At 71.1% G+C, this 16993-nt stretch carries 18 protein-coding genes; 12 read left to right on the top strand and 6 right to left on the bottom strand.

Annotated features, from left to right (window positions below):
- The first annotated feature begins 99 nt into the window (after nucleotides 1–99).
- The 4 genes from Q0938_RS11770 (at nucleotide 100) to Q0938_RS11755 (ending at nucleotide 3846) form a co-directional block, all read left to right on the top strand.
- Nucleotides 100–1791: an acyl-CoA dehydrogenase gene (locus Q0938_RS11770; RefSeq protein WP_299362456.1), complete on the top strand. Its 1692-nt coding sequence runs from the start codon at nucleotides 100–102 to the stop codon at nucleotides 1789–1791.
- Nucleotides 1788–2834 carry an MBL fold metallo-hydrolase gene (locus Q0938_RS11765; protein ID WP_299362452.1) on the top strand — a complete coding sequence of 349 codons (1047 nt, stop codon included), beginning with the start codon at nucleotides 1788–1790 and terminating at the stop codon, nucleotides 2832–2834. The genes Q0938_RS11770 and Q0938_RS11765 overlap by 4 nt, the downstream gene beginning before the upstream one ends.
- Nucleotides 2835–2868: 34 nt before the next feature.
- Nucleotides 2869–3123, top strand: coding sequence for an aa3-type cytochrome c oxidase subunit IV (locus tag Q0938_RS11760; protein WP_299362450.1), 255 nt, complete (start codon nucleotides 2869–2871; stop codon nucleotides 3121–3123).
- Nucleotides 3124–3186: 63 nt separating this feature from the next.
- Entirely contained in the window at nucleotides 3187–3846 is a 660-nt protein-coding gene (locus Q0938_RS11755; protein ID WP_299362447.1) for a hypothetical protein, read from the top strand.
- On the opposite strand, the gene Q0938_RS11750 is transcribed toward Q0938_RS11755, so the two are convergent.
- From Q0938_RS11750 to greA, 6 genes are all read right to left on the bottom strand, one after another.
- On the bottom strand, nucleotides 3834–4160 hold the full coding sequence (locus Q0938_RS11750) for an AzlD domain-containing protein (protein ID WP_299362445.1): 327 nt from the start codon (nucleotides 4158–4160) through the stop codon (nucleotides 3834–3836). The two genes, Q0938_RS11755 and Q0938_RS11750, sit on opposite strands and share 13 nt — an antisense overlap.
- A gap of 6 nt (nucleotides 4161–4166) precedes the next feature.
- Nucleotides 4167–4904 (bottom strand): AzlC family ABC transporter permease, encoded by a 738-nt coding sequence (locus Q0938_RS11745; RefSeq protein WP_299362443.1) that lies wholly within the window; start codon nucleotides 4902–4904, stop codon nucleotides 4167–4169.
- Between the two features lie 289 nt (nucleotides 4905–5193).
- Entirely contained in the window at nucleotides 5194–5394 is a 201-nt protein-coding gene (locus Q0938_RS11740; RefSeq protein WP_299362441.1) for a hypothetical protein, read from the bottom strand.
- A gap of 44 nt (nucleotides 5395–5438) precedes the next feature.
- On the bottom strand, nucleotides 5439–6299 hold the full coding sequence (locus tag Q0938_RS11735; protein WP_299362439.1) for a CoA transferase: 861 nt from the start codon (nucleotides 6297–6299) through the stop codon (nucleotides 5439–5441).
- Between the two features lie 38 nt (nucleotides 6300–6337).
- Complete coding sequence (locus Q0938_RS11730) at nucleotides 6338–7480, bottom strand: hypothetical protein (protein ID WP_299362437.1); 1143 nt, start codon at nucleotides 7478–7480, stop codon at nucleotides 6338–6340.
- Nucleotide 7481: 1 nt separating this feature from the next.
- Nucleotides 7482–7952 (bottom strand): transcription elongation factor GreA, encoded by a 471-nt coding sequence (gene greA / locus Q0938_RS11725; protein ID WP_299362430.1) that lies wholly within the window; start codon nucleotides 7950–7952, stop codon nucleotides 7482–7484.
- Nucleotides 7953–8245: 293 nt separating this feature from the next.
- Between greA and Q0938_RS11720 the strand changes: the two genes are divergently transcribed.
- The 8 genes from Q0938_RS11720 to bioB all read left to right on the top strand — a co-directional run bounded on the left by Q0938_RS11720 (nucleotide 8246) and on the right by bioB (nucleotide 16990).
- Nucleotides 8246–10000 (top strand): electron transfer flavoprotein-ubiquinone oxidoreductase, encoded by a 1755-nt coding sequence (locus Q0938_RS11720; RefSeq protein ID WP_299362428.1) that lies wholly within the window; start codon nucleotides 8246–8248, stop codon nucleotides 9998–10000.
- A 217-nt stretch (nucleotides 10001–10217) separates the two neighbouring features.
- Nucleotides 10218–11213 carry a glycosyltransferase gene (locus Q0938_RS11715; protein ID WP_299362426.1) on the top strand — a complete coding sequence of 332 codons (996 nt, stop codon included), beginning with the start codon at nucleotides 10218–10220 and terminating at the stop codon, nucleotides 11211–11213.
- Nucleotides 11214–11347: 134 nt separating this feature from the next.
- A complete protein-coding gene (locus tag Q0938_RS11710) occupies nucleotides 11348–13363 on the top strand; it encodes a tetratricopeptide repeat protein (RefSeq protein WP_299362424.1) in 2016 nt (671 codons plus the stop codon).
- Nucleotides 13363–14202 (top strand): 4-(cytidine 5'-diphospho)-2-C-methyl-D-erythritol kinase, encoded by an 840-nt coding sequence (locus Q0938_RS11705; protein WP_299362506.1) that lies wholly within the window; start codon nucleotides 13363–13365, stop codon nucleotides 14200–14202. Before Q0938_RS11710 ends, Q0938_RS11705 begins: the two co-directional genes overlap by 1 nt.
- Nucleotides 14203–14235: 33 nt before the next feature.
- Nucleotides 14236–14973: a pyridoxine 5'-phosphate synthase gene (locus Q0938_RS11700; protein ID WP_299362422.1), complete on the top strand. Its 738-nt coding sequence runs from the start codon at nucleotides 14236–14238 to the stop codon at nucleotides 14971–14973.
- Nucleotides 14970–15395 (top strand): hypothetical protein, encoded by a 426-nt coding sequence (locus Q0938_RS11695; RefSeq protein ID WP_299362420.1) that lies wholly within the window; start codon nucleotides 14970–14972, stop codon nucleotides 15393–15395. The genes Q0938_RS11700 and Q0938_RS11695 overlap by 4 nt, the downstream gene beginning before the upstream one ends.
- Nucleotides 15392–15802 carry a holo-ACP synthase gene (gene acpS / locus Q0938_RS11690; protein WP_299362418.1) on the top strand — a complete coding sequence of 137 codons (411 nt, stop codon included), beginning with the start codon at nucleotides 15392–15394 and terminating at the stop codon, nucleotides 15800–15802. The genes Q0938_RS11695 and acpS overlap by 4 nt, the downstream gene beginning before the upstream one ends.
- Nucleotides 15803–15931: 129 nt before the next feature.
- Nucleotides 15932–16990, top strand: a complete 1059-nt coding sequence (bioB, locus tag Q0938_RS11685) for a biotin synthase BioB (protein WP_299362416.1) — start codon at nucleotides 15932–15934, stop codon at nucleotides 16988–16990.
- Nucleotides 16991–16993: the final 3 nt, after the last annotated feature.

The raw sequence follows: 16993 nt of genomic DNA, 5'->3' as shown, positions 1-16993 counted from the left end.
GTGATGTTGCGGCTTGCACGCCGGTGGGGTCCATCTAGGTTGGCGGGACACTCACTGATAGGCACGCCCGTGGCGGTTGCCAAGGCGCAAGGGGGGAACATGGCTTATCGCGCACCTGTCGAGGATATCGGCTTCATCCTGCGCAACATCGTACCGTTCGGAAAGGTGGCGGGCACCGACCGCTTCGCCGAGGCGACCGACGACACGGTCGAGGCGATCCTGACCGAGGCCGGGCGCATGGCCTCCGAGGTGCTGGCGCCGCTGAACCGCGGCAGCGACCTGCAGGGGGCGCGGCTGGAAAACGGCGCCGTCCGGTCCTCGCCGGGGTTCGAGGCGGGTTTCCGCGCAATTGCCGAGGGCGGCTGGATCGGACTGTCCGCCGACCCTGACTATGGCGGAGCGGGTCTGCCGCAGGCGCTCAACGTCGCGGTCAGCGAGATGATGGCGGGCGCCTGCCTGTCGCTGCAGCTGAACCCGCTGCTGACCCAGGGCCAGATCGAGGCGCTGGAACATCACGCCAGCGACGAGTTGAAGGCGGTGTACCTGCCCAAGCTGATCTCCGGCGAATGGTCCGGCACGATGAACCTGACCGAGCCGCAGGCCGGGTCGGATGTCGGCGCGCTGACCACCCGGGCCGAGCGTCAGGACGATGGCAGCTATCGGGTCACCGGGCAGAAGATCTACATCACCTGGGGCGACAGCGACGTGACCGAGAACGTCTGCCACGCGGTGCTGGCCCGGCTGCCGGATGGCGGGCCGGGAACCAGGGGGATCAGCCTGTTCATGGTTCCGAAATACCTGCCGGACGAGAACGGCAAGCCCGGCGTCGCCAACGATCTGCGCGTGGTCAGCCTTGAACACAAGCTGGGCATCCACGGCAGCCCCACTTGCGTGATGAGCTTTGAAGGCGCGAAGGGCTGGCTGATCGGGACCGAGCACAAGGGCATGGCGATGATGTTCACGATGATGAACAACGCCCGGCTGGGTGTCGGAACGCAGGGCGTCGCGGTGGCCGAGGCGGCGCTGCAGCATGCCGCGGCCTATGCCGCCGAGCGCGAGCAGATGGGTCCGATCATCCGCCATGCCGACGTGCGGCGGATGCTGGCCACGGCTCGCGCCGAGGTGTTCGCCGCCCGCGCCATCTGCCTGTCCTGCGCGGTCGCGCTGGACATGGCACGGGCCACCGGCGACGCCGACTGGGCCGCCCGCGCCGCGCTGCTGACGCCGATCGCCAAGACCCACGGCACCGACGTGGGGGTCCGGGTGGCGGATGTCGGCGTCCAGGTTCATGGCGGCATGGGCTTCATCGAGGAAACCGGCGCGGCGCAGTTCCTGCGCGATGTCCGCATCACCCCCATCTACGAAGGCACCAACGGGATCCAGGCCATGGATCTGGTCGGCCGCAAGATGATGGACGACGGCGAGGCGGCGTTCCGTCTGCTGGACGAGGTGGCGGACGCGGCGCAGGCGGCGCAGCCCACGCTGCCGGAACTGGCGACCCCGGTCTGGGAAGCGGCCGAGGCGCTGCGCGAGGCGACCACGCTGCTGGTCGGGCAGGGCATGCAGGACCGGTTCGCCGGCGCCATGCCCTATCTGAACGCATTCGCCCGGGTGCTGGGCGCCAGCTTCCATCTGGCCGCGGCGGTGGAAGGTGACGACGCGCGCAAGGCGCTGGCCCGGATCTACATCACCCGGGTGCTGCCGCGCCACGCCGCCGATCTGGCCGAGGCCAGGGCGGGGGTCGAGGCGCTGAACGACGTTCCCGATGCCGCGTTCGCCGGCGCGGCGTGACGATCCATCACCCCTGGGACGACGCGCCGGGCGAGGGCCGGGCCGTCGAGCTTGCCGCCGACGTGCTGTGGATGCGGCTGCCGCTGCCGATGCGGTTGAACCATGTCAACGTCTACGCCTTTCGCGATGAAGACGGCTGGACCATCGTCGACACCGGCTTCGACACCGGGCGCGGTCGGGCGATCTGGCAAATGCTGCTGGACGGACCGCTGGCCGGGGCGCCGGTGGCGCGGGTCATCGCCACCCACCAGCACCCGGATCACATCGGTCTGGCCGGCTGGTTCCAGGATCGCGGGGCGGCGCTGTGGACCAGCCGCACCAGCTGGCTGTTCGCCCGGATGCTGCAACTGGATGCGCAGGACCGGGTCAGCGACCGGCAGGTGGCGTTCTGGCGTGCGGCGGGCATGCCGGCCGACCGCCTGGCCGCGCGCCAGGCCGAACGGCCATGGAACAGCGCCGACGTGGTCCACCCGCTGCCGTTGGGCTTTACCCGTCTGGTCGAGGGCCAGGTGGTGCGGTTCGGCAGTCGCGCCTGGCGGGTCGCGATGGGCAACGGCCACGCCGCCGAGCATGTCACGCTGTGGTCGCAGGACGACGATCTGGTGATCGGCGGCGACCAGCTGCTGCCCGGCATCTCGCCCAATCTGGGCGTCTATCCGACCGAGCCGCTGGCGAACCCGGTCCAGGACTGGCTGGACAGCTGCGCCCGGCTGGCCGCGCTGGCCGAGGACCGGCATCTGGTGCTGCCCGGTCACAAGCTGCCGTTCCGGGGCCTGCCGGCGCGGCTGGACACGATGGCGGAAAACCACGAATCCGCGCTGACCCGGCTGGCCCAGTCGCTGGCCGAACGCCCGCGCACCGCCGTCGACTGTTTCGACGTGCTGTTCAAGCGGTCGATCGGAGATGCGGAATACGGGCTGGCGCTGGTCGAGGCCGTGGCCCATGTGAACTGCCTGCACCAGCGTGGCCTGATTGCGCAGGTGGGCGTGACACCGGATGGCGGGACGGTGTGGGGGCGTGACACCGCGCCGGACCTGCGCTAGCAGGATGGCGAGACCGACGGGAGAAATGACGAAGATGGCCAGCACCCACCCGACCACCCCCCAGCCCGACACGCATGTCGGCCACGGCGACGCGCGGACCCACACGGCTTCGGCAGGGACTGCCCGGCTGCATGACGCCCACCCGGCGTCGGCGCATGGCGACCATGTCGTGGGCACGATGGACGTCACCGCCCAGCAGCGGACATTCAACGGCTTTGTGCGCGCCATCGCCTGGAATGTCGTGGCGATGCTCGCCGTCCTGATCTTCCTGGCGCTGACCAACGCCTGACGGCGGATCCGCTATCCGGCGGCCGGTCCACAGAAGACCGGCACCGACACGAGGGGCAGACAGATGCACAGACGTTCCTTCCTGGCGCTGGCAGCGCCGGCGCTGCTGGCCGCGTGCGGCGCCGAGAACATCTGGGCCTCGGACGAGGCGGTGCGCGCCGCCCGGTTCACGTCGTCCGAGCCGCCCTCGATCACGCTGTTCACCATCATCGGCATCCCGCGGGGCGAGGGCGGGCATTCGGCGCTGATGATCAATGGCAGCCAGCGGGTCATCTTTGACCCGGCGGGCAGCTGGGAACACCCGCAGATCCCCGAGCGCGGGGACGTGCTGTACGGGATCACCGACAATTTCAAGCGGTTCTACATCGACTATCACGCGCGCAAGACCTACTGGGTGGCCGAGGACCGGGTGCCGGTCACGCGCGAGGTGGCCGACATCGCCATCCGTGCGGCCGAAGCGAACGGGCCGGTCAGCCAGACATTCTGCGCGGTCGGCACCGCTGGCGTCCTGAGCCGGGTGCCCGGCTTCGAGGGGGCGCCGCGCGGGCTGAGCCCGCTGCGCCTGCGCAACTGGTTCATGAAACGTCCGGGCGCCGTCTCGAACCGGTGGATGGACGGCGATCCCGCGAACAACCACGACGTGCTGCTGCGCCAGAAGAATGGCATGATTCAGGGCTATCGGGACGGACAGCTGCAGGCCGGGCCCGCCGTTCAGCCCCAGTAGCTGCCGGCCGCCAGCGCAGCCGCGCCCGCGACGATCGCGGCCAGCGTGTTGCGGGTCAGCAGCCCCGCCGCGAGCGTTGCCGCCGCGGCGGCCAGCCGGACCGGATCGGGGCGCCCGTCGGTCGCGGCGGGCCACAGGATCCCCGGCGCGACCAGCGCCGGCAGCACCGCGACCGCCGTGTAGCGCAGCAGCCGCTGCCCCCATTCCGGCAGCGGGCGGTTGCCGATGGCGCCCAGGAACGACCAGCGCAGCAGGAACGTCCCGACGCCGAGCGCCGCGATGATCAGCCAGATGGTAGGGGATGAGAACTGCATCGGCGATCAGCCGCGGCCCATGATCGCGCGGCGGATCATCCGGGTTTCCACCCAAGCCCCCGCCGCCATTCCCAGCGGCGCGGCGATCAGCAGCCCGCTGCCGTTGGGCAGCCCGGCAAGCGCCAGCGCCGCGACAACCCCCACCACCGCCGCGGCCACATGCGCGCGGGTGCGCAGCATCGGCGCGATCATCGAGAGAAAGGTGATCGGCACCACGAAATCCAGCGGCCAGTGGGCCGGGACGATGTTGCCGAGGGTGGCGCCGACATAGGTGAAGATGATCCAGGGGGGGCAGATGACCAGCGCGGCGCCGAGAAAATGCGCGAGGCGCTGGGGCACGGACAGGCCGGGATGCGCCTCGGCGTTGGCGATCGCCAGCGCATAGGACTGGTCCACCAGCAGATAGGCGACCAGCGCCCGGTGCCAGGACCGCGCCGATCCGAAGTACGGCACCAGCGACGCGGAATACATCGCCATGCGCAGGTTGACCGCCAGCGCCGAGGCGATGATTAGCAGCACCGGCGCGTTCTGGGCGATCAGCTCGACGGCGGTGAACTGCGACGCCCCGGCCAGCACCAGGACCGAGAAACCGATCGTTTGCAGCAGGTTGAGGCCGGCGGCCTGGGCCACGACGCCGAACAGCAGGCCGTAGGGGACCATCACCAGCAGGAACGGGACCGCCTGCGCCATGCCCCGGCGGAACGCCTGACGCGGGCGTTCGGCCGACGCGCGGGACGTGGACACGTGCAGTCCGGCGGACGTGCCGGCGGTGCTGCCGGAAGGGGCGGGTGAGGGCATGGGGATCGTCGCTCTGCGGATCGCGCGGACCATAGGGGATCGGGCGGCGGGTACAAGCCGGACCCGGCACGGCGGGGGTGCGGGACATGCGACGTTCACGCATGGTTCATGCAGCTTTCATGCATTGTTCCGGTCTCATCCGCAGCGCCCCGCCACGGCTGTGCGGCCGCCGGCGAGGAGGAGGCCCGGCCGCGGCGCGGCGGGTCAGGCGTCCGGCATGGCGCGGATCGGCAAGTCATGCGCCGGCCGATTCCACGATCAGGGCACAGAGCGGGGCGGCGAGGAAGCCGGTCCGATCATCGCCGGTCGCGGCGGCGAAATGCGATGCGAAATGCAGCTCCAGCGCGGCGGCGGCCGCCCGGCCCTCGAGGGCGCGATGAATGCGGTACTGCGGCAGCACCGCCGACCGAAACCCGTCGCCGCCGCAGCGTGCCATCGTGGCCGGCCGGCGAGGAGGAGGCCGGGCGGTGGCGTGGCCGGTCAGGCGTCCGGAATGGCCTGGATCGGCAAATCGTGCGCCGCGGCCAGTTCCATAATCCGGGCACAGGGCAGGGCGGCGAGGAAGCCGGTCGGATCGTCGCCGGTCACGGCGGCGAAACGCGATGCGAAATGCGGCTCGAGCGCGGCGACCGCCGCCCAGCCGTCGGCGGCGCGATAGATGCGGTATTGCGGCAGCGCCCCGGACAGGAACCCGTCGCCGACGGTGAGGCCGAAGCGCACCGGGGCGTCGAGGCTTTCGGCCGCCTGGCGCAGGCCCACGGCACGGTGGCGGTCGGGCCGGCCCAGCGCCCGGCCCAGCAGCAGCGCCAGCGCCGCGCGGGCGGCGTCGCCGGCGCCGGCAAGATCGGCCAGCAAGGTGCGCGGCATCGCCGGCGGCTCCAGCAGCCCGGCCTCGAACTGGTAGGTCAGGTCGTGGCCGGGGATGTCGGGGGCGTGGACGTCGCCGACGATCTCGACCCAGCACAGATCGGGGTTGATCACAGCAAGGCTGTCGGCGGTGAGCCCCAGCCGGGTCAGCGCGCCGCGGCGCTGGCTGGTGATCAGCAGGTCGGCGTCGGCCAGCAGGGCGCGCAGGGCGGCGAATCCCTCGGCGCCCCGCAGGTCCAGCGCGCGGACCTCGACGCCGTCGTTCAGCTCCGCGTACCAGCCCGGCGCGGCGCCGGTCAGCAGGTCGCCGGCCGGACCCTCGATCTTGACCACGGACATGCCGTCGGCGGCGAGCAGCGCCGCGGCGGCGGGCCCGGGCACGTTCGCGGCCAGCGAGACCGCGCGCATCCCGGCCAGCGGGCCCTGCGCGCGGGCGGGCGCGGCGGGGCCGCCGGGGCGCGGATCAGCCGCCATGCCGGACCATTCCGCGCAAGGCTGCGCCGGGGTCCATGTCAGCCGTCATCCCGCGCCTGTCCCTTGCCGCCAGTTCCGAATATCCCGGAAATCTGGGCCAGCAGGACAAAGGCACGGCCCGACCGTGTCTCGGCCAGCGCCGCCAGATAGTCGTCGTCCAGATCGGGGGCGAGCCGGGCCAGCATCCGGTCGAACTGGCGCAGAAAATGATGCGCGGCGTCGCGGAAGATCTCGTCCTGGCGGACCAGCGTCGAGGTCGCGTCCAGGGTCCCCTCATCCTCGACCCCGGCCAGCGCGGCCATCTGCGGACCCCGGGTGCCCTCGGCGAAGTCGCGCCACAACGGGGCGGGGACGGGGCGGGGATCGAGGTCGTCCATGTAGACCCCGGCCTGGGCCAGCAGCGTCACCACGTCCTGCGCGGCCCGGATCAGGCGCATCGTGTCGTGGTCGGCCAGCGCGGCCCGCAGCGCCTCGATCGCCTGAACGTCGTCCGGCCCGTCGGGAAAGTTCAGGGCGCGCAGCAGGTCGATCGGCGACACCGGCACCGATTCCGCCTCGCCCAGCGGCAGCGGCGGCTGGCGTGCGTCGGCGGCGCCGGCGGGGCGGGGCGGGGTCGCGCCCTGCGCGGCACGCGCCGGGGCTGCGGGACCGCGGCCGGTGGGCGGGCCCGCGGTGGCGCGGCCGGGGGTCCCGATCACGCCGGGGCGGGCGGCCGCGGCGCCGGCGCGGCCCGGCGGGGGGGATGACGCGGGTCGGACGCCGGGCCGCAGGGCCTGGTCGCCGCCCGGCATGGCCGCGGGCGAATCGGAGTGGGAGGCAGGCCGTGCCGCAGGGCCGCGATCCTGCGGATAGCGGCCGGCAAAGGCCGGGTCCGACCCCATGCCGGGATCGCCGGCCGCGCCCCGCATCCGCTCGAGATGGGCGCGCAGGTCGTCCGCCTCGGCCCGCAGGGCGGCGATCGCGCGGGCCAGCCCGACTGCCAGCCAGGTCAGGGCGACCGGCATCACGATCCCGGCGATCGTCACCAGCCGGGCGGTGCCGCTGGGAACGGTGCCGTCCGGGCCGAACAGCCAGAACATGGCGACCAGCGCCAGCCACAGCCCGGTCACCACCAGACCGATCACCACCAGCCGGTCGCGGTCGGCCTGTTCGCCCAGCAGCCGGCGCACCCGGTCGCGCATGTCATTCATAGCGGATGGACAGGATCTCGTAGGATTTCTGGCCCCCCGGTGTCACCACCTCGACGCTGTCGCCCTCGTCCTTGCCGATCAGCGCCCGGGCCAGCGGCGAGCGCACGTTCAGCAGGCCGCGTTCCAGATCGGCCTCGGGTTCGCCGACCAGCTGGAAGGTCTTTTCCTCGTCGGTGGTCTCGTCGACCAGGGTGACGGTCGCGCCGAACTTGATGCTGCCCGACAGCCGCGTCGGGTCGATCACCTCGGCCCGCGAGATGATCGATTCAAGTTCCTTGATGCGGCCCTCGATGAAGCTCTGCTTTTCGCGCGCCGCGTGGTATTCGGCGTTTTCCGACAGGTCGCCATGTTCGCGCGCCTCGGCGATGGCGCGGATCACCGCGGGACGGTCGCTGCCCTTGAGCCCACGCAGTTCCGCGTCCAGCTGGTCGAAGCCGGCGCGGGTCATCGGTATCTTTTCCATCGGTCCTCCGGGATCGGCCCGTTCAAGCAAATCGAACGCCCCCGTCATTCGGCGGGGGCGTTCGTCCGTGTCCCATCGTGGCGCGATCCCCGGGATCATGCAAGCTGCCGTCGCTGTCGGCAGGCGCCGTGCAACCATAAAGTGTGATGTGGGGCCGCAATGACACGGCATGGGCTGCCCTGTCGGCGGCTCAGGCTCCGCGGAGCCGGGGCGCGGCGGTGGCGGGTGCGATTGTGGCCCCGGAAAAGACTGACTAGGTTGGGGACAAGCAGCACTGGATGAAGGGACCGGCCATGGAGCACGTCGAACGCGAATCGATGGACTATGACGTCGTGATCGTCGGGGCGGGACCCGCCGGCCTGTCAGCCGCGATCCGCCTGAAGCAGCTGGACCCCGATCTGAGCGTCGTGGTGCTGGAAAAGGGCTCCGAGGTGGGGGCGCACATCCTGTCGGGCGCGGTGCTGGATCCCGGCGCGCTGACCCGGCTGATCCCCGACTGGAAGGAAAAGGGCGCGCCGATCCGCACCGAGGTGACCTCGGACAGCTTCGTGGTGCTGGGCGAGAAGGGATCGATGCGGGTGCCGAACTGGCCGATGCCGCGGCTGATGTCGAACCACGGCAACTACATCGTCAGCCTGGGCAATGTCTGCCGCTGGCTGGCCGAGCAGGCCGAGGAGCTGGGCGTCGAGGTCTTTCCGGGCATGGCGGCCAGCGCCCTGGTGATGGAGGGCGTGGCGCCCGACGGGTCGGACGGCGCGCAGGATGCAGACGGCGCGGACCCGGTCGACACCGCGGACCTGAAGGTGGGCGACAACAGCCGCCTGGCCGGGGGGCGGGTGGTGGGCGTCGTTGCCGGCGAGATGGGGCTGAACCCCGATGGCACCCCCGGCCCCAGCTACGAGCCGGGGATGGAGCTGCGCGGCAAGTACGTGTTCATCGCCGAGGGGGTGCGCGGCTCGCTGGCCAAGCAGCTGATCGAGGGGTTCGACCTGTCGGAGGGGCACGAGCCGCAGAAATTCGGGATCGGCCTGAAGGAGATCTGGGAGGTCGACCCGGACAAGCACCGCCCGGGCCAGGTGGTCCACACGATGGGCTGGCCGCTGGGCAAGAACGCCGGCGGCGGGTCGTTCATCTATCACGCCGAGGACAACCAGGTCTATGTCGGCTTCGTCGTGCACCTGAACTACGAGAACCCGTATCTGAACCCCTACATGGAGTTCCAGCGCTTTAAGCACCACCCGATGATCGCGCATCTGCTGGAGGGCGGCAAGCGCGTGGCCTATGGCGCCCGGGCGATTTCCGAGGGGGGCTGGCAGTCGATCCCCAAGCTGACGGTGCCGGGCGCGGTGCTGCTGGGCTGTTCGGCGGGGCTGGTCAACGTGCCGCGGATCAAGGGGACGCACAACGCCATCCAGTCGGGGATGCACGCCGCCGAGGCGGCGGTCGCGGCGATCGCGGCGGGCCGCAGCGGCGACGAGCTGGTGGAATACGAGGACGCGCTGCGCAGCGGCCCGGTGGCCGACGACCTGAAGCGGGTGCGCAACGTCAAGCCGGCCTGGTCGCGCACCGGGATGATCGGGTCGCTGGTGCTGGGCGGCACCGACATGTGGTTCGCCAGCCTGTTCAAGCGCAACATCCTGCGCACCTGGAAACACGGCAAGACCGACGCGGCGGCGACCGGCAAGGCCGAGAAGTTCAAGCCGATCGACTATCCCAGGCCGGACGGCAAGCTGAGCTTCGACCGGCTGACCAACGTGGCGTTCAGCTTTACCAACCACGAGGAAAGCCAGCCCAGCCACCTGAAGCTGAAGGACCCGACGGTGCCGATCCGGGTGAACCTGCCGGACTACGCCGAGCCGGCGCAGCGCTACTGCCCGGCCGCCGTCTACGAGGTGGTCGAGGATGCCAGCGCCCCCGAAGGCGCGCGCTTCGTCATCAACTTCCAGAACTGCGTCCACTGCAAGACCTGCGACATCAAGGACCCGTCGCAGAACATCGTCTGGACCACCCCGCAGGGCGGCGACGGCCCGAACTATCCCAACATGTAGGACCGCGACCGGGCGGGGCAGGACATATGCCCTGCTCGCCCGCTCCGCTCGCTTGGCCCGGCAGCGGCGGTTCGCCGCCGGCCGGGTGGCGCGGATCGGCTGATTTTCACCTATCGAGGGTGAAGAGCGGATTTGACTCGCGAGGAGCCTGTCAGCGTCCTTAACAAATCGTTACCTCCCTGTTTCCGGCATCCCGACCGAGACAGGAACCGATACCATGAGCCGCAGGGTCGATCTCTTCTACCACGGGTTCGAGGTTCAGGCGCTGGACCAGCCCCTTGGCCGGCTGCAGTCGCATGCGCGCCTGGCCCTGCGTACCGCGTACCGTACTCTGCGCGGGCGGCAGCCCTATACCGGCTTCTACACGGCGTTCCGCAGTCTCAAGGAAGGGCTGGAAAGCGTCGGGGTGGATGTTCACGTCAACGACTTTGCCTATGCCCGCCGCCATCCGGATCAGCCGATCGGGGTGATCGGCCATGACGGGGTGCTGGACCGCGTCGACCTGCGCAACCCGGCGGTGTTCGGCCCCGGGCATATCGGCCCGCCGCGCGAATTTGCGGCATCGCTGAAGGGCCGCAACGTGCGGGTGATCGTCGGCGCGTCGCAATGGCCCTGCGACATGCTGCGGCCCAGGCTGCAGCGCAATGTCCAGCCGCTCTTCGCGCCGATCTCTCTGGCGAAATGGCCCGACCTGTCCGGCCACGCCAAGACCTGCGACGTCGTCATCTATGACAAGATCCACTGGAACCGCGGCGAGATGGTGCCCCGGATCCGGGATCGGCTGCGCCGCCACCTGGACGACCGTGGTCTGAGCCATGTCGTGCTGCGCTATGGCGAGCACACCCTGTCGCAGTACCGCGCGGCCCTGGCCAGCGGGCGCACCCTGGCGTTCCTGTCCGCCCACGAGACGCAGGGCATCGCCTATCAGGAGGCGCTGGCGTCGGGCCTGCCGGTCTTTGCCTGGGACGAGGGCAAGCTGATCGACCCCGAGGATGTGCGGACCGCGCCGGCGAACCTGGTCGTGTCCTCGGTGCCGTATTTCGACGAGCGCTGCGGCGTGACCTTCACCGAGCCGCAACTCGAGGCGCGGTTCGATCGCTTCTGGGCAGCGCGGGACGGTTTCGCGCCGCGCGACTATGTTGCCGAGAATCTGAGCCCAGAGAAAAGCGCGCGCATGTACCTCGACCTGCTGGACCAGGCGGCGGCCAGCTGACGCCGGCGCGCCGGCCGGACCGCGCGGCTGGTGCGCGGGACCGGGCCGCGGGACGCATTGCCGCTGGACTCCCGGTCAACTAGGGTACGGGTCGATCTCGTTCATTTCTGCATCTGCCGGGACTGTGCCGCCTCATGACCCCCCTCAAGTTTCTGGCGACCGTCCAGGCCGTTCTCTTCCTGTCCACTGCTGCGGGTCTGGCGCATGACAGCTCGGCACGATCCACCGGGGACGCGGCCCGCCCCGCGGGGTCAGCAGCGTCCGGCTTGCGTCTGACCCAGGACGCGGCCGATCCGCCGCCGGCGCCGGGGACCGACGCCCCGTCAGAGGCCGGCGGGTCGCTCGATCCCGGGGTCGCGCTGTCGGGGCTGGCTGGACCCTATCTGGCGGCGCGGGCGGCGGCGATGCAGTCGGATTTCGTGGCCGCGGCGCAGTGGTACGGCCGCCTGCTGAAGCAGGACCCGAAGGACCCGGTCCTGCAGGACAGCACGCTGGTGGCGCTGATTTCCGCGGGGCAGGTGGACCAGGCGGTGGGGCTGGCGACCGCGATGGCGGGCGAGGGTCAGGCGACGCCGCTGTCGACCATTGTCGTGCGGGCCGAGCGGGCCCGGACCGGCAGCTGGGACGAGCTGCTCGCCGATCTCGAGACGCTGGACAGCCCCGCGGACCTGTCGGGCGGGGCGCTGCTGGACGAGATGATCCGCGCCTGGGCGCTGCTGGGGTCCGGCCGGGCCACCGACGCCATGGCCGCTTTCGCGGCGCTGGAGGAAAGCGAGGGTGCGGCCGCGATGGCGCGCTATCACCTGGGTCTGGCCCGGGCCACGGTCGGCGATTACGAGGGCGCGGATGCCGCGATGACGCAAACCGGCACCGGGGCGCATCTGCTGGGCGTGACCGCGCATGCGCAGGTGCTGTCGCAGCTGGACCGCAACGATGACGCCGTTGCGATGATCGACGAGTTGGGCGGCATCGAGGCCGAGCCGGCGCTGGTCGACCTGCGTGCGCGTCTGGCCGCGGGCGAAACCCTGCCGTTCACCGCGGTCCGGTCCCCGACCGACGGGATCGCGCAGGTGTTCCTGACCTTTGCCGGGGCGCTGTCGGGTGGCCCGGATCCCGATCCGCTGGCGCTGCTGCATGCGCGCCTGGCCGCGCATCTGGCGCCCGACCTGGGCGAGGCGCGGCTGATGGTGGCGCAGCTCCTGCAGGAGGTGGGGCAGTTCGACCTGGCCGAGCGCGAGTTCACCGCCATGCGGGAGCTGGGCGAGCTGCGGCCGGTCGCCGAGCTGGCCCAGATCGACGCGCTGGTCCGCGCCGAGCGGATGGAGGATGCCGAACGGGCCGCCCGGGCGCTGACCGAGGCGCAGCCGCGGCTGGCGCCCGCCTGGACCGCGCTGGGCGATCTGCTGCGCCAGCAGGAAAAATGGACCGAGGCGGTCGCCGCCTATGACCGGGCGATCGAGATTCTGGCCGACGATCCCGATCCGCAGGCCAGCTGGTTCGCGCTGTACGCGCGCGGCATCGCGCTGGAACGGTCGGGCGAGTTCGACCGGGCCGACGCGGACATGCGGGCGGCGCTGGAACTGCAGCCCGACCAGGCGCCGGTGCTAAACTATCTGGGCTATTCCTGGGTCGAACGGAACGTCAACCTGGACGAGGCGCTGAAGCTGATCGAACGCGCGGTCGAGTTGCGCCCCGATGACGGCTACATCCTGGATTCGCTCGCCTGGGCCTATTACCGGCAGGGCCGGTTCGAGGAAGCGGTCGCGCCGATGGAGCGGGCCGTCGCGGCGATGTCCGACGACAGCCTGGTCAACGACCACATGGGGGACATCTACTGGAAGGTCGGCCGCAGGCGCGAGGCCGAGATCCAGTGGCAGCGGGCGCTGAGCCTGTGGAAGGAAGCCGACACCGACACCGACCGCGACCGGATCCGCGCCAAGCTGGCGGTCGGGCTGGACGCGGTGCTGGAGGCCGAGGCGGCGAATGGCGGCAAGCTGCCCGAGGGCTTCGCGGAACCGCCGGCCGAGGCGGAGGAGGCGACGGCCGAGGCAGACGGCGCCGCGGGCACGGGCGCGGGCGAGGACGCCAGCGGCGCGCCGTCGGACACGCCGAGCGCCGCGGATGACGATGCGGACCCCGACCGCCCGTGATCGCAGCAGTTCGGGACGAGCCCGCGCCGGCCAAGATCAATCTGGCCCTGCATGTCACCGGCCGGCGGGCTGACGGCTATCACCTGCTGGATTCGCTGGTCGTCTTCACCGAGATGGGCGACCGCGTCCGCGTGGCGCCGGGACCGCTCTCGCTGGCGGTGACCGGCCCCTTTGCCGCCGACGTCCCGGCCGGCGACGACAATCTGTGCCTGCTTGCCGCCCGCGCGGTCGGCGCGTCTGTGGCGATCACGCTGGAGAAGGCGCTGCCGGTCGCATCCGGGATCGGCGGCGGGACGGCGGACGCCGCGGCGCTGCTGCGCGCGGTCGGCCGCCGTCCGACGAATCCCGAGGCGTTGGGTGCCGACCTGCCGGTCTGCGTCGGCTCGGTCCCGGCGCGGATGCGCGGGGTCGGTGACAGCGTCGAGCCGGTGGCGGGGCTGCCGGTGCTGCATCTGCTGCTGGTCAATCCCGGCGTCGCGCTGGCGACGCCTTTGGTCTTCGGGGCGCTGACCCGCCGCGACAACCCGCCCCTGCCCGATCTGCCGGGCGATCTGACCGACCGGTCGGGTGCGGCGGCGCTGATCGAGTGGCTGCGGGGCTGCCGCAACGACCTGCAGCCCGCCGCGCTGGGCCTGGCGCCGGTGATCGGGGACGTGCTGGCGGCGCTGGACGGGCAGGGGGCGGTGCTGTCGCGGATGTCGGGGTCGGGGGCGACGTGCTTCGGCATCTTTCCCGATGCGGGCGCCGCAGGGGCGGCGGCGGGCGCGATCGCCGCCGCGCATCCGGGCTGGTGGGTGGCGGCCACGCCGACCCTACCCTCGCCCGCCGGGGCACGCTAACCTGCCCGCGCAAGCTGGCGGGGAGGCGCGGGGATGCTGCGGCTGGGTGTGAACATCGACCATGTGGCCACCGTGCGCAACGCCCGGGGGACGCCGTGGCCGGACCCGCTGCGCGCCGCCCTGCTGGCCGAGGCGGCCGGCGCGGACGGCATCACCGCCCATCTGCGCGAGGACCGGCGCCATATCAGCGACACCGACATCGCGCGGCTGATGGACGGGCTGCGACTGCCGCTGAACCTGGAAATGGCGGCGACCGCCGAGATGCAGGCCATCGCCCTGCGCCACCGCCCCCATGCCGTCTGCATCGTTCCCGAAAAGCGCGAGGAGCGCACGACCGAGGGCGGGCTGGACGTGGCGGGGGAGGAGGCGCGGCTGGGCGACTTCATCGCGCCGCTGCGCGCGGCCGGCTGCCGGGTGTCGCTGTTCATCGGCCATGACCGCCGCCAGATAGAGGCCGCGGCCCGGATCGGCGCGGCGGTGGTGGAGCTGCACACCGGCGCCTATTGCGACCTGGACACCGAGGGTCGCACTGCCGACTGCGCGGCCGAGCTGGACGGGCTGTGCGCCGGCGCCGCACTGGCTGCGTCGCTGGGGCTGGAGGTGCATGCCGGGCACGGCCTGACCTTCGACACGGTCGGTCCGGTCGCGGCCATCCCCGAACTGGCCGAGCTGAACATCGGCCACTTCCTGATCGCCGAATCGATCTTTACCGGGCTGGGGCCGGCGATCGGCGAGATGCGCGCCCGCATGGACGCGGCGCGGCAGGGATGAGCTTTTTCCCCATCGACTATGGGGCGCTGAACGCCCGGCAGAAGGAAATCTACAACTTTCAGAAGATCGCCGCGCGGCTGGCCGACTATGGTTATCATTCCATGTGGCTCAGCGACGACTGGCAGGGAGCCGATTTCCTTGCCTGTCACATCGACGGCGCGACCGTGCTGCGGATACAGCTCAAAGCGCGGTTGACGCTCGACAAGAAATATCTAGGCAAGGGTCTGCACATCGCTTTCCGCGATGGTGGACGGGTTTTCGTCTATCCTCATGATGCGCTGCTTGCTTGGGTGTTGCAACGGGGCATTTTGAACGAGACGTCGGCAGCCTGGCAGGACGAGGGAATCCGGCACTGGGGGCGGCCGCCCACCTGGGCGGCTGAGTTCCTGGGGGGGTACGAAGTTAAGGCCATAGAACCATGATCCTCGGCATCGGCACCGATCTGGCCAATATCGACCGGATCGCCGGGGTGCTGGCGCGGTTCGGCGACCGGTTCCGGCACCGGGTCTTCACGCCGGTCGAACTGGCGCGGGCCCGGCGCCGGCCCGACGAGGCGGCGACCCTGGCCAAGCGATGGGCCGCCAAGGAGGCCTGCAGCAAGGCGCTGGGCACCGGGCTGGCGATGGGGATCGCGTGGAAGGACATGGCGGTGACGAACCTGCCCGGCGGCCAGCCGCAGATGACCCTGACCGGCTGGGCGGCCGACCGGATGCAGGCCCTGACCCCGGCGGGACACCGGCCGGTGGTGCATGTCACCCTGACCGATGACCACCCCTGGGCGCAGGCCTTCGTCGTGATCGAGGCGCTGCCGGACGACCGCGGCACCTGACGCCCGCGCGCCCGGACCGGCAGCTGCCCCGGTGACCGGCGGATCCGGCCTGCGGGCCGTGCTCGCATTGGACAGGCGGGACCGGACCTGTTAACCGGCGGGAACATCGCGCCACAGGAAAGCCGTGCCATGTCGCATCTTGATGCCGTCACCGATCACGCCACCCGCCGGGTCTGGACCGCGGAGGCGGCGCGGGCGGTGTTCGACATGCCGTTCATGGACCTGCTGTTCCAGGCGCAGACGGTGCACCGCGCCAATTTCGACCCGAACCGCATCCAGCTGAGCCGGCTGCTGTCGATCAAGACCGGCGGCTGCCCCGAGGATTGCGGCTATTGCAGCCAGTCGGCGCGCCACGGCAGCACCCTGTCCGCGTCCAAGCTGCTGGAGGTCGAGCGGGTGCTGACCGAGGCGCGCAAGGCCCGCGACGCCGGGGCCACCCGCTACTGCATGGGGGCGGCGTGGCGCAGCCCGAAGGCGCGCGACATGGACCAGGTCGTCGCGATGATCGAGGGGGTCAAGGCCCTGGGGATGGAAACCTGCATGACGCTGGGCATGCTGGACGGCGACCAGGCGCGGCGGCTGAAGCAGGCCGGGCTGGACTACTACAACCACAACATCGACACCTCGGAACGCCACTACGCGAACGTGATCACCACCCGGACCTTTGCCGACCGGCTGGACACGCTCGCCCATGTCCGCGACAGCGGCATCAAGGTCTGTTCCGGCGGCATCCTGGGCCTGGGCGAGGGGCAGCAGGACCGGGTCGACATGCTGGTGACGCTGGCCAACCTGCCCGAGCCGCCCGAAAGCGTGCCGATCAACATGCTGATCCCGATCCCCGGCACGCCGCTGGCCGATGCGCAGCCGGTCGATCCCATCGACTTCGTCCGCACCATTGCCACCGCCCGGATCATGATGCCCACCAGCCATGTGCGGCTGTCGGCAGGCCGGACCGACATGACGGACGAGATGCAGGCCCTGTGCTTCCTGGCCGGGGCGAACTCGATCTTTGTCGGCGACACGCTGCTGACCGCCGACAATCCGGCAGAGGATCGCGACATGGCGCTGCTCGCCAGGCTCGGGATGCAGCCGATGGTGGCGCATGAGCATCTGCCGGCGGACCGGGCAGACGATCGTGATCATGCGCCGGCGCCCCGAGCGGAGATGCCGGTCCCGATCCTGCGCTGAGCC

Source organism: uncultured Paracoccus sp. (genome assembly GCF_947496875.1).
Classification (GTDB): domain Bacteria; phylum Pseudomonadota; class Alphaproteobacteria; order Rhodobacterales; family Rhodobacteraceae; genus Paracoccus.
The sequence above is the reverse complement of the archived record's forward strand: the minus strand, read 5'-3'. Positions and strand labels throughout refer to the sequence as shown.

Bases quoted from the DNA above. Each gene is read 5' to 3' on its own strand.
- Q0938_RS11695 (WP_299362420.1), top strand. From the start codon at position 14,970: ATGAGCTTTTTCCCCATCGACTATGGGGCGCTGAACGCCCGGCAGAAG.
- Q0938_RS11720 (WP_299362428.1), top strand. From the start codon at position 8,246: ATGGAGCACGTCGAACGCGAATCGATGGACTATGACGTCGTGATCGTC.
- bioB (WP_299362416.1), top strand. From the start codon at position 15,932: ATGTCGCATCTTGATGCCGTCACCGATCACGCCACCCGCCGGGTCTGG.
- acpS (WP_299362418.1), top strand. From the start codon at position 15,392: ATGATCCTCGGCATCGGCACCGATCTGGCCAATATCGACCGGATCGCC.
- Q0938_RS11760 (WP_299362450.1), top strand. From the start codon at position 2,869: ATGGCCAGCACCCACCCGACCACCCCCCAGCCCGACACGCATGTCGGC.
- Q0938_RS11735 (WP_299362439.1), bottom strand. From the start codon at position 6,299: ATGGCGGCTGATCCGCGCCCCGGCGGCCCCGCCGCGCCCGCCCGCGCG.
- greA (WP_299362430.1), bottom strand. From the start codon at position 7,952: ATGGAAAAGATACCGATGACCCGCGCCGGCTTCGACCAGCTGGACGCG.
- Q0938_RS11715 (WP_299362426.1), top strand. From the start codon at position 10,218: ATGAGCCGCAGGGTCGATCTCTTCTACCACGGGTTCGAGGTTCAGGCG.
- Q0938_RS11730 (WP_299362437.1), bottom strand. From the start codon at position 7,480: ATGCGCGACCGGGTGCGCCGGCTGCTGGGCGAACAGGCCGACCGCGAC.
- Q0938_RS11755 (WP_299362447.1), top strand. From the start codon at position 3,187: ATGCACAGACGTTCCTTCCTGGCGCTGGCAGCGCCGGCGCTGCTGGCC.
- Q0938_RS11750 (WP_299362445.1), bottom strand. From the start codon at position 4,160: ATGCAGTTCTCATCCCCTACCATCTGGCTGATCATCGCGGCGCTCGGC.
- Q0938_RS11740 (WP_299362441.1), bottom strand. From the start codon at position 5,394: ATGGCACGCTGCGGCGGCGACGGGTTTCGGTCGGCGGTGCTGCCGCAG.
- Q0938_RS11770 (WP_299362456.1), top strand. From the start codon at position 100: ATGGCTTATCGCGCACCTGTCGAGGATATCGGCTTCATCCTGCGCAAC.
- Q0938_RS11710 (WP_299362424.1), top strand. From the start codon at position 11,348: ATGACCCCCCTCAAGTTTCTGGCGACCGTCCAGGCCGTTCTCTTCCTG.
- Q0938_RS11700 (WP_299362422.1), top strand. From the start codon at position 14,236: ATGCTGCGGCTGGGTGTGAACATCGACCATGTGGCCACCGTGCGCAAC.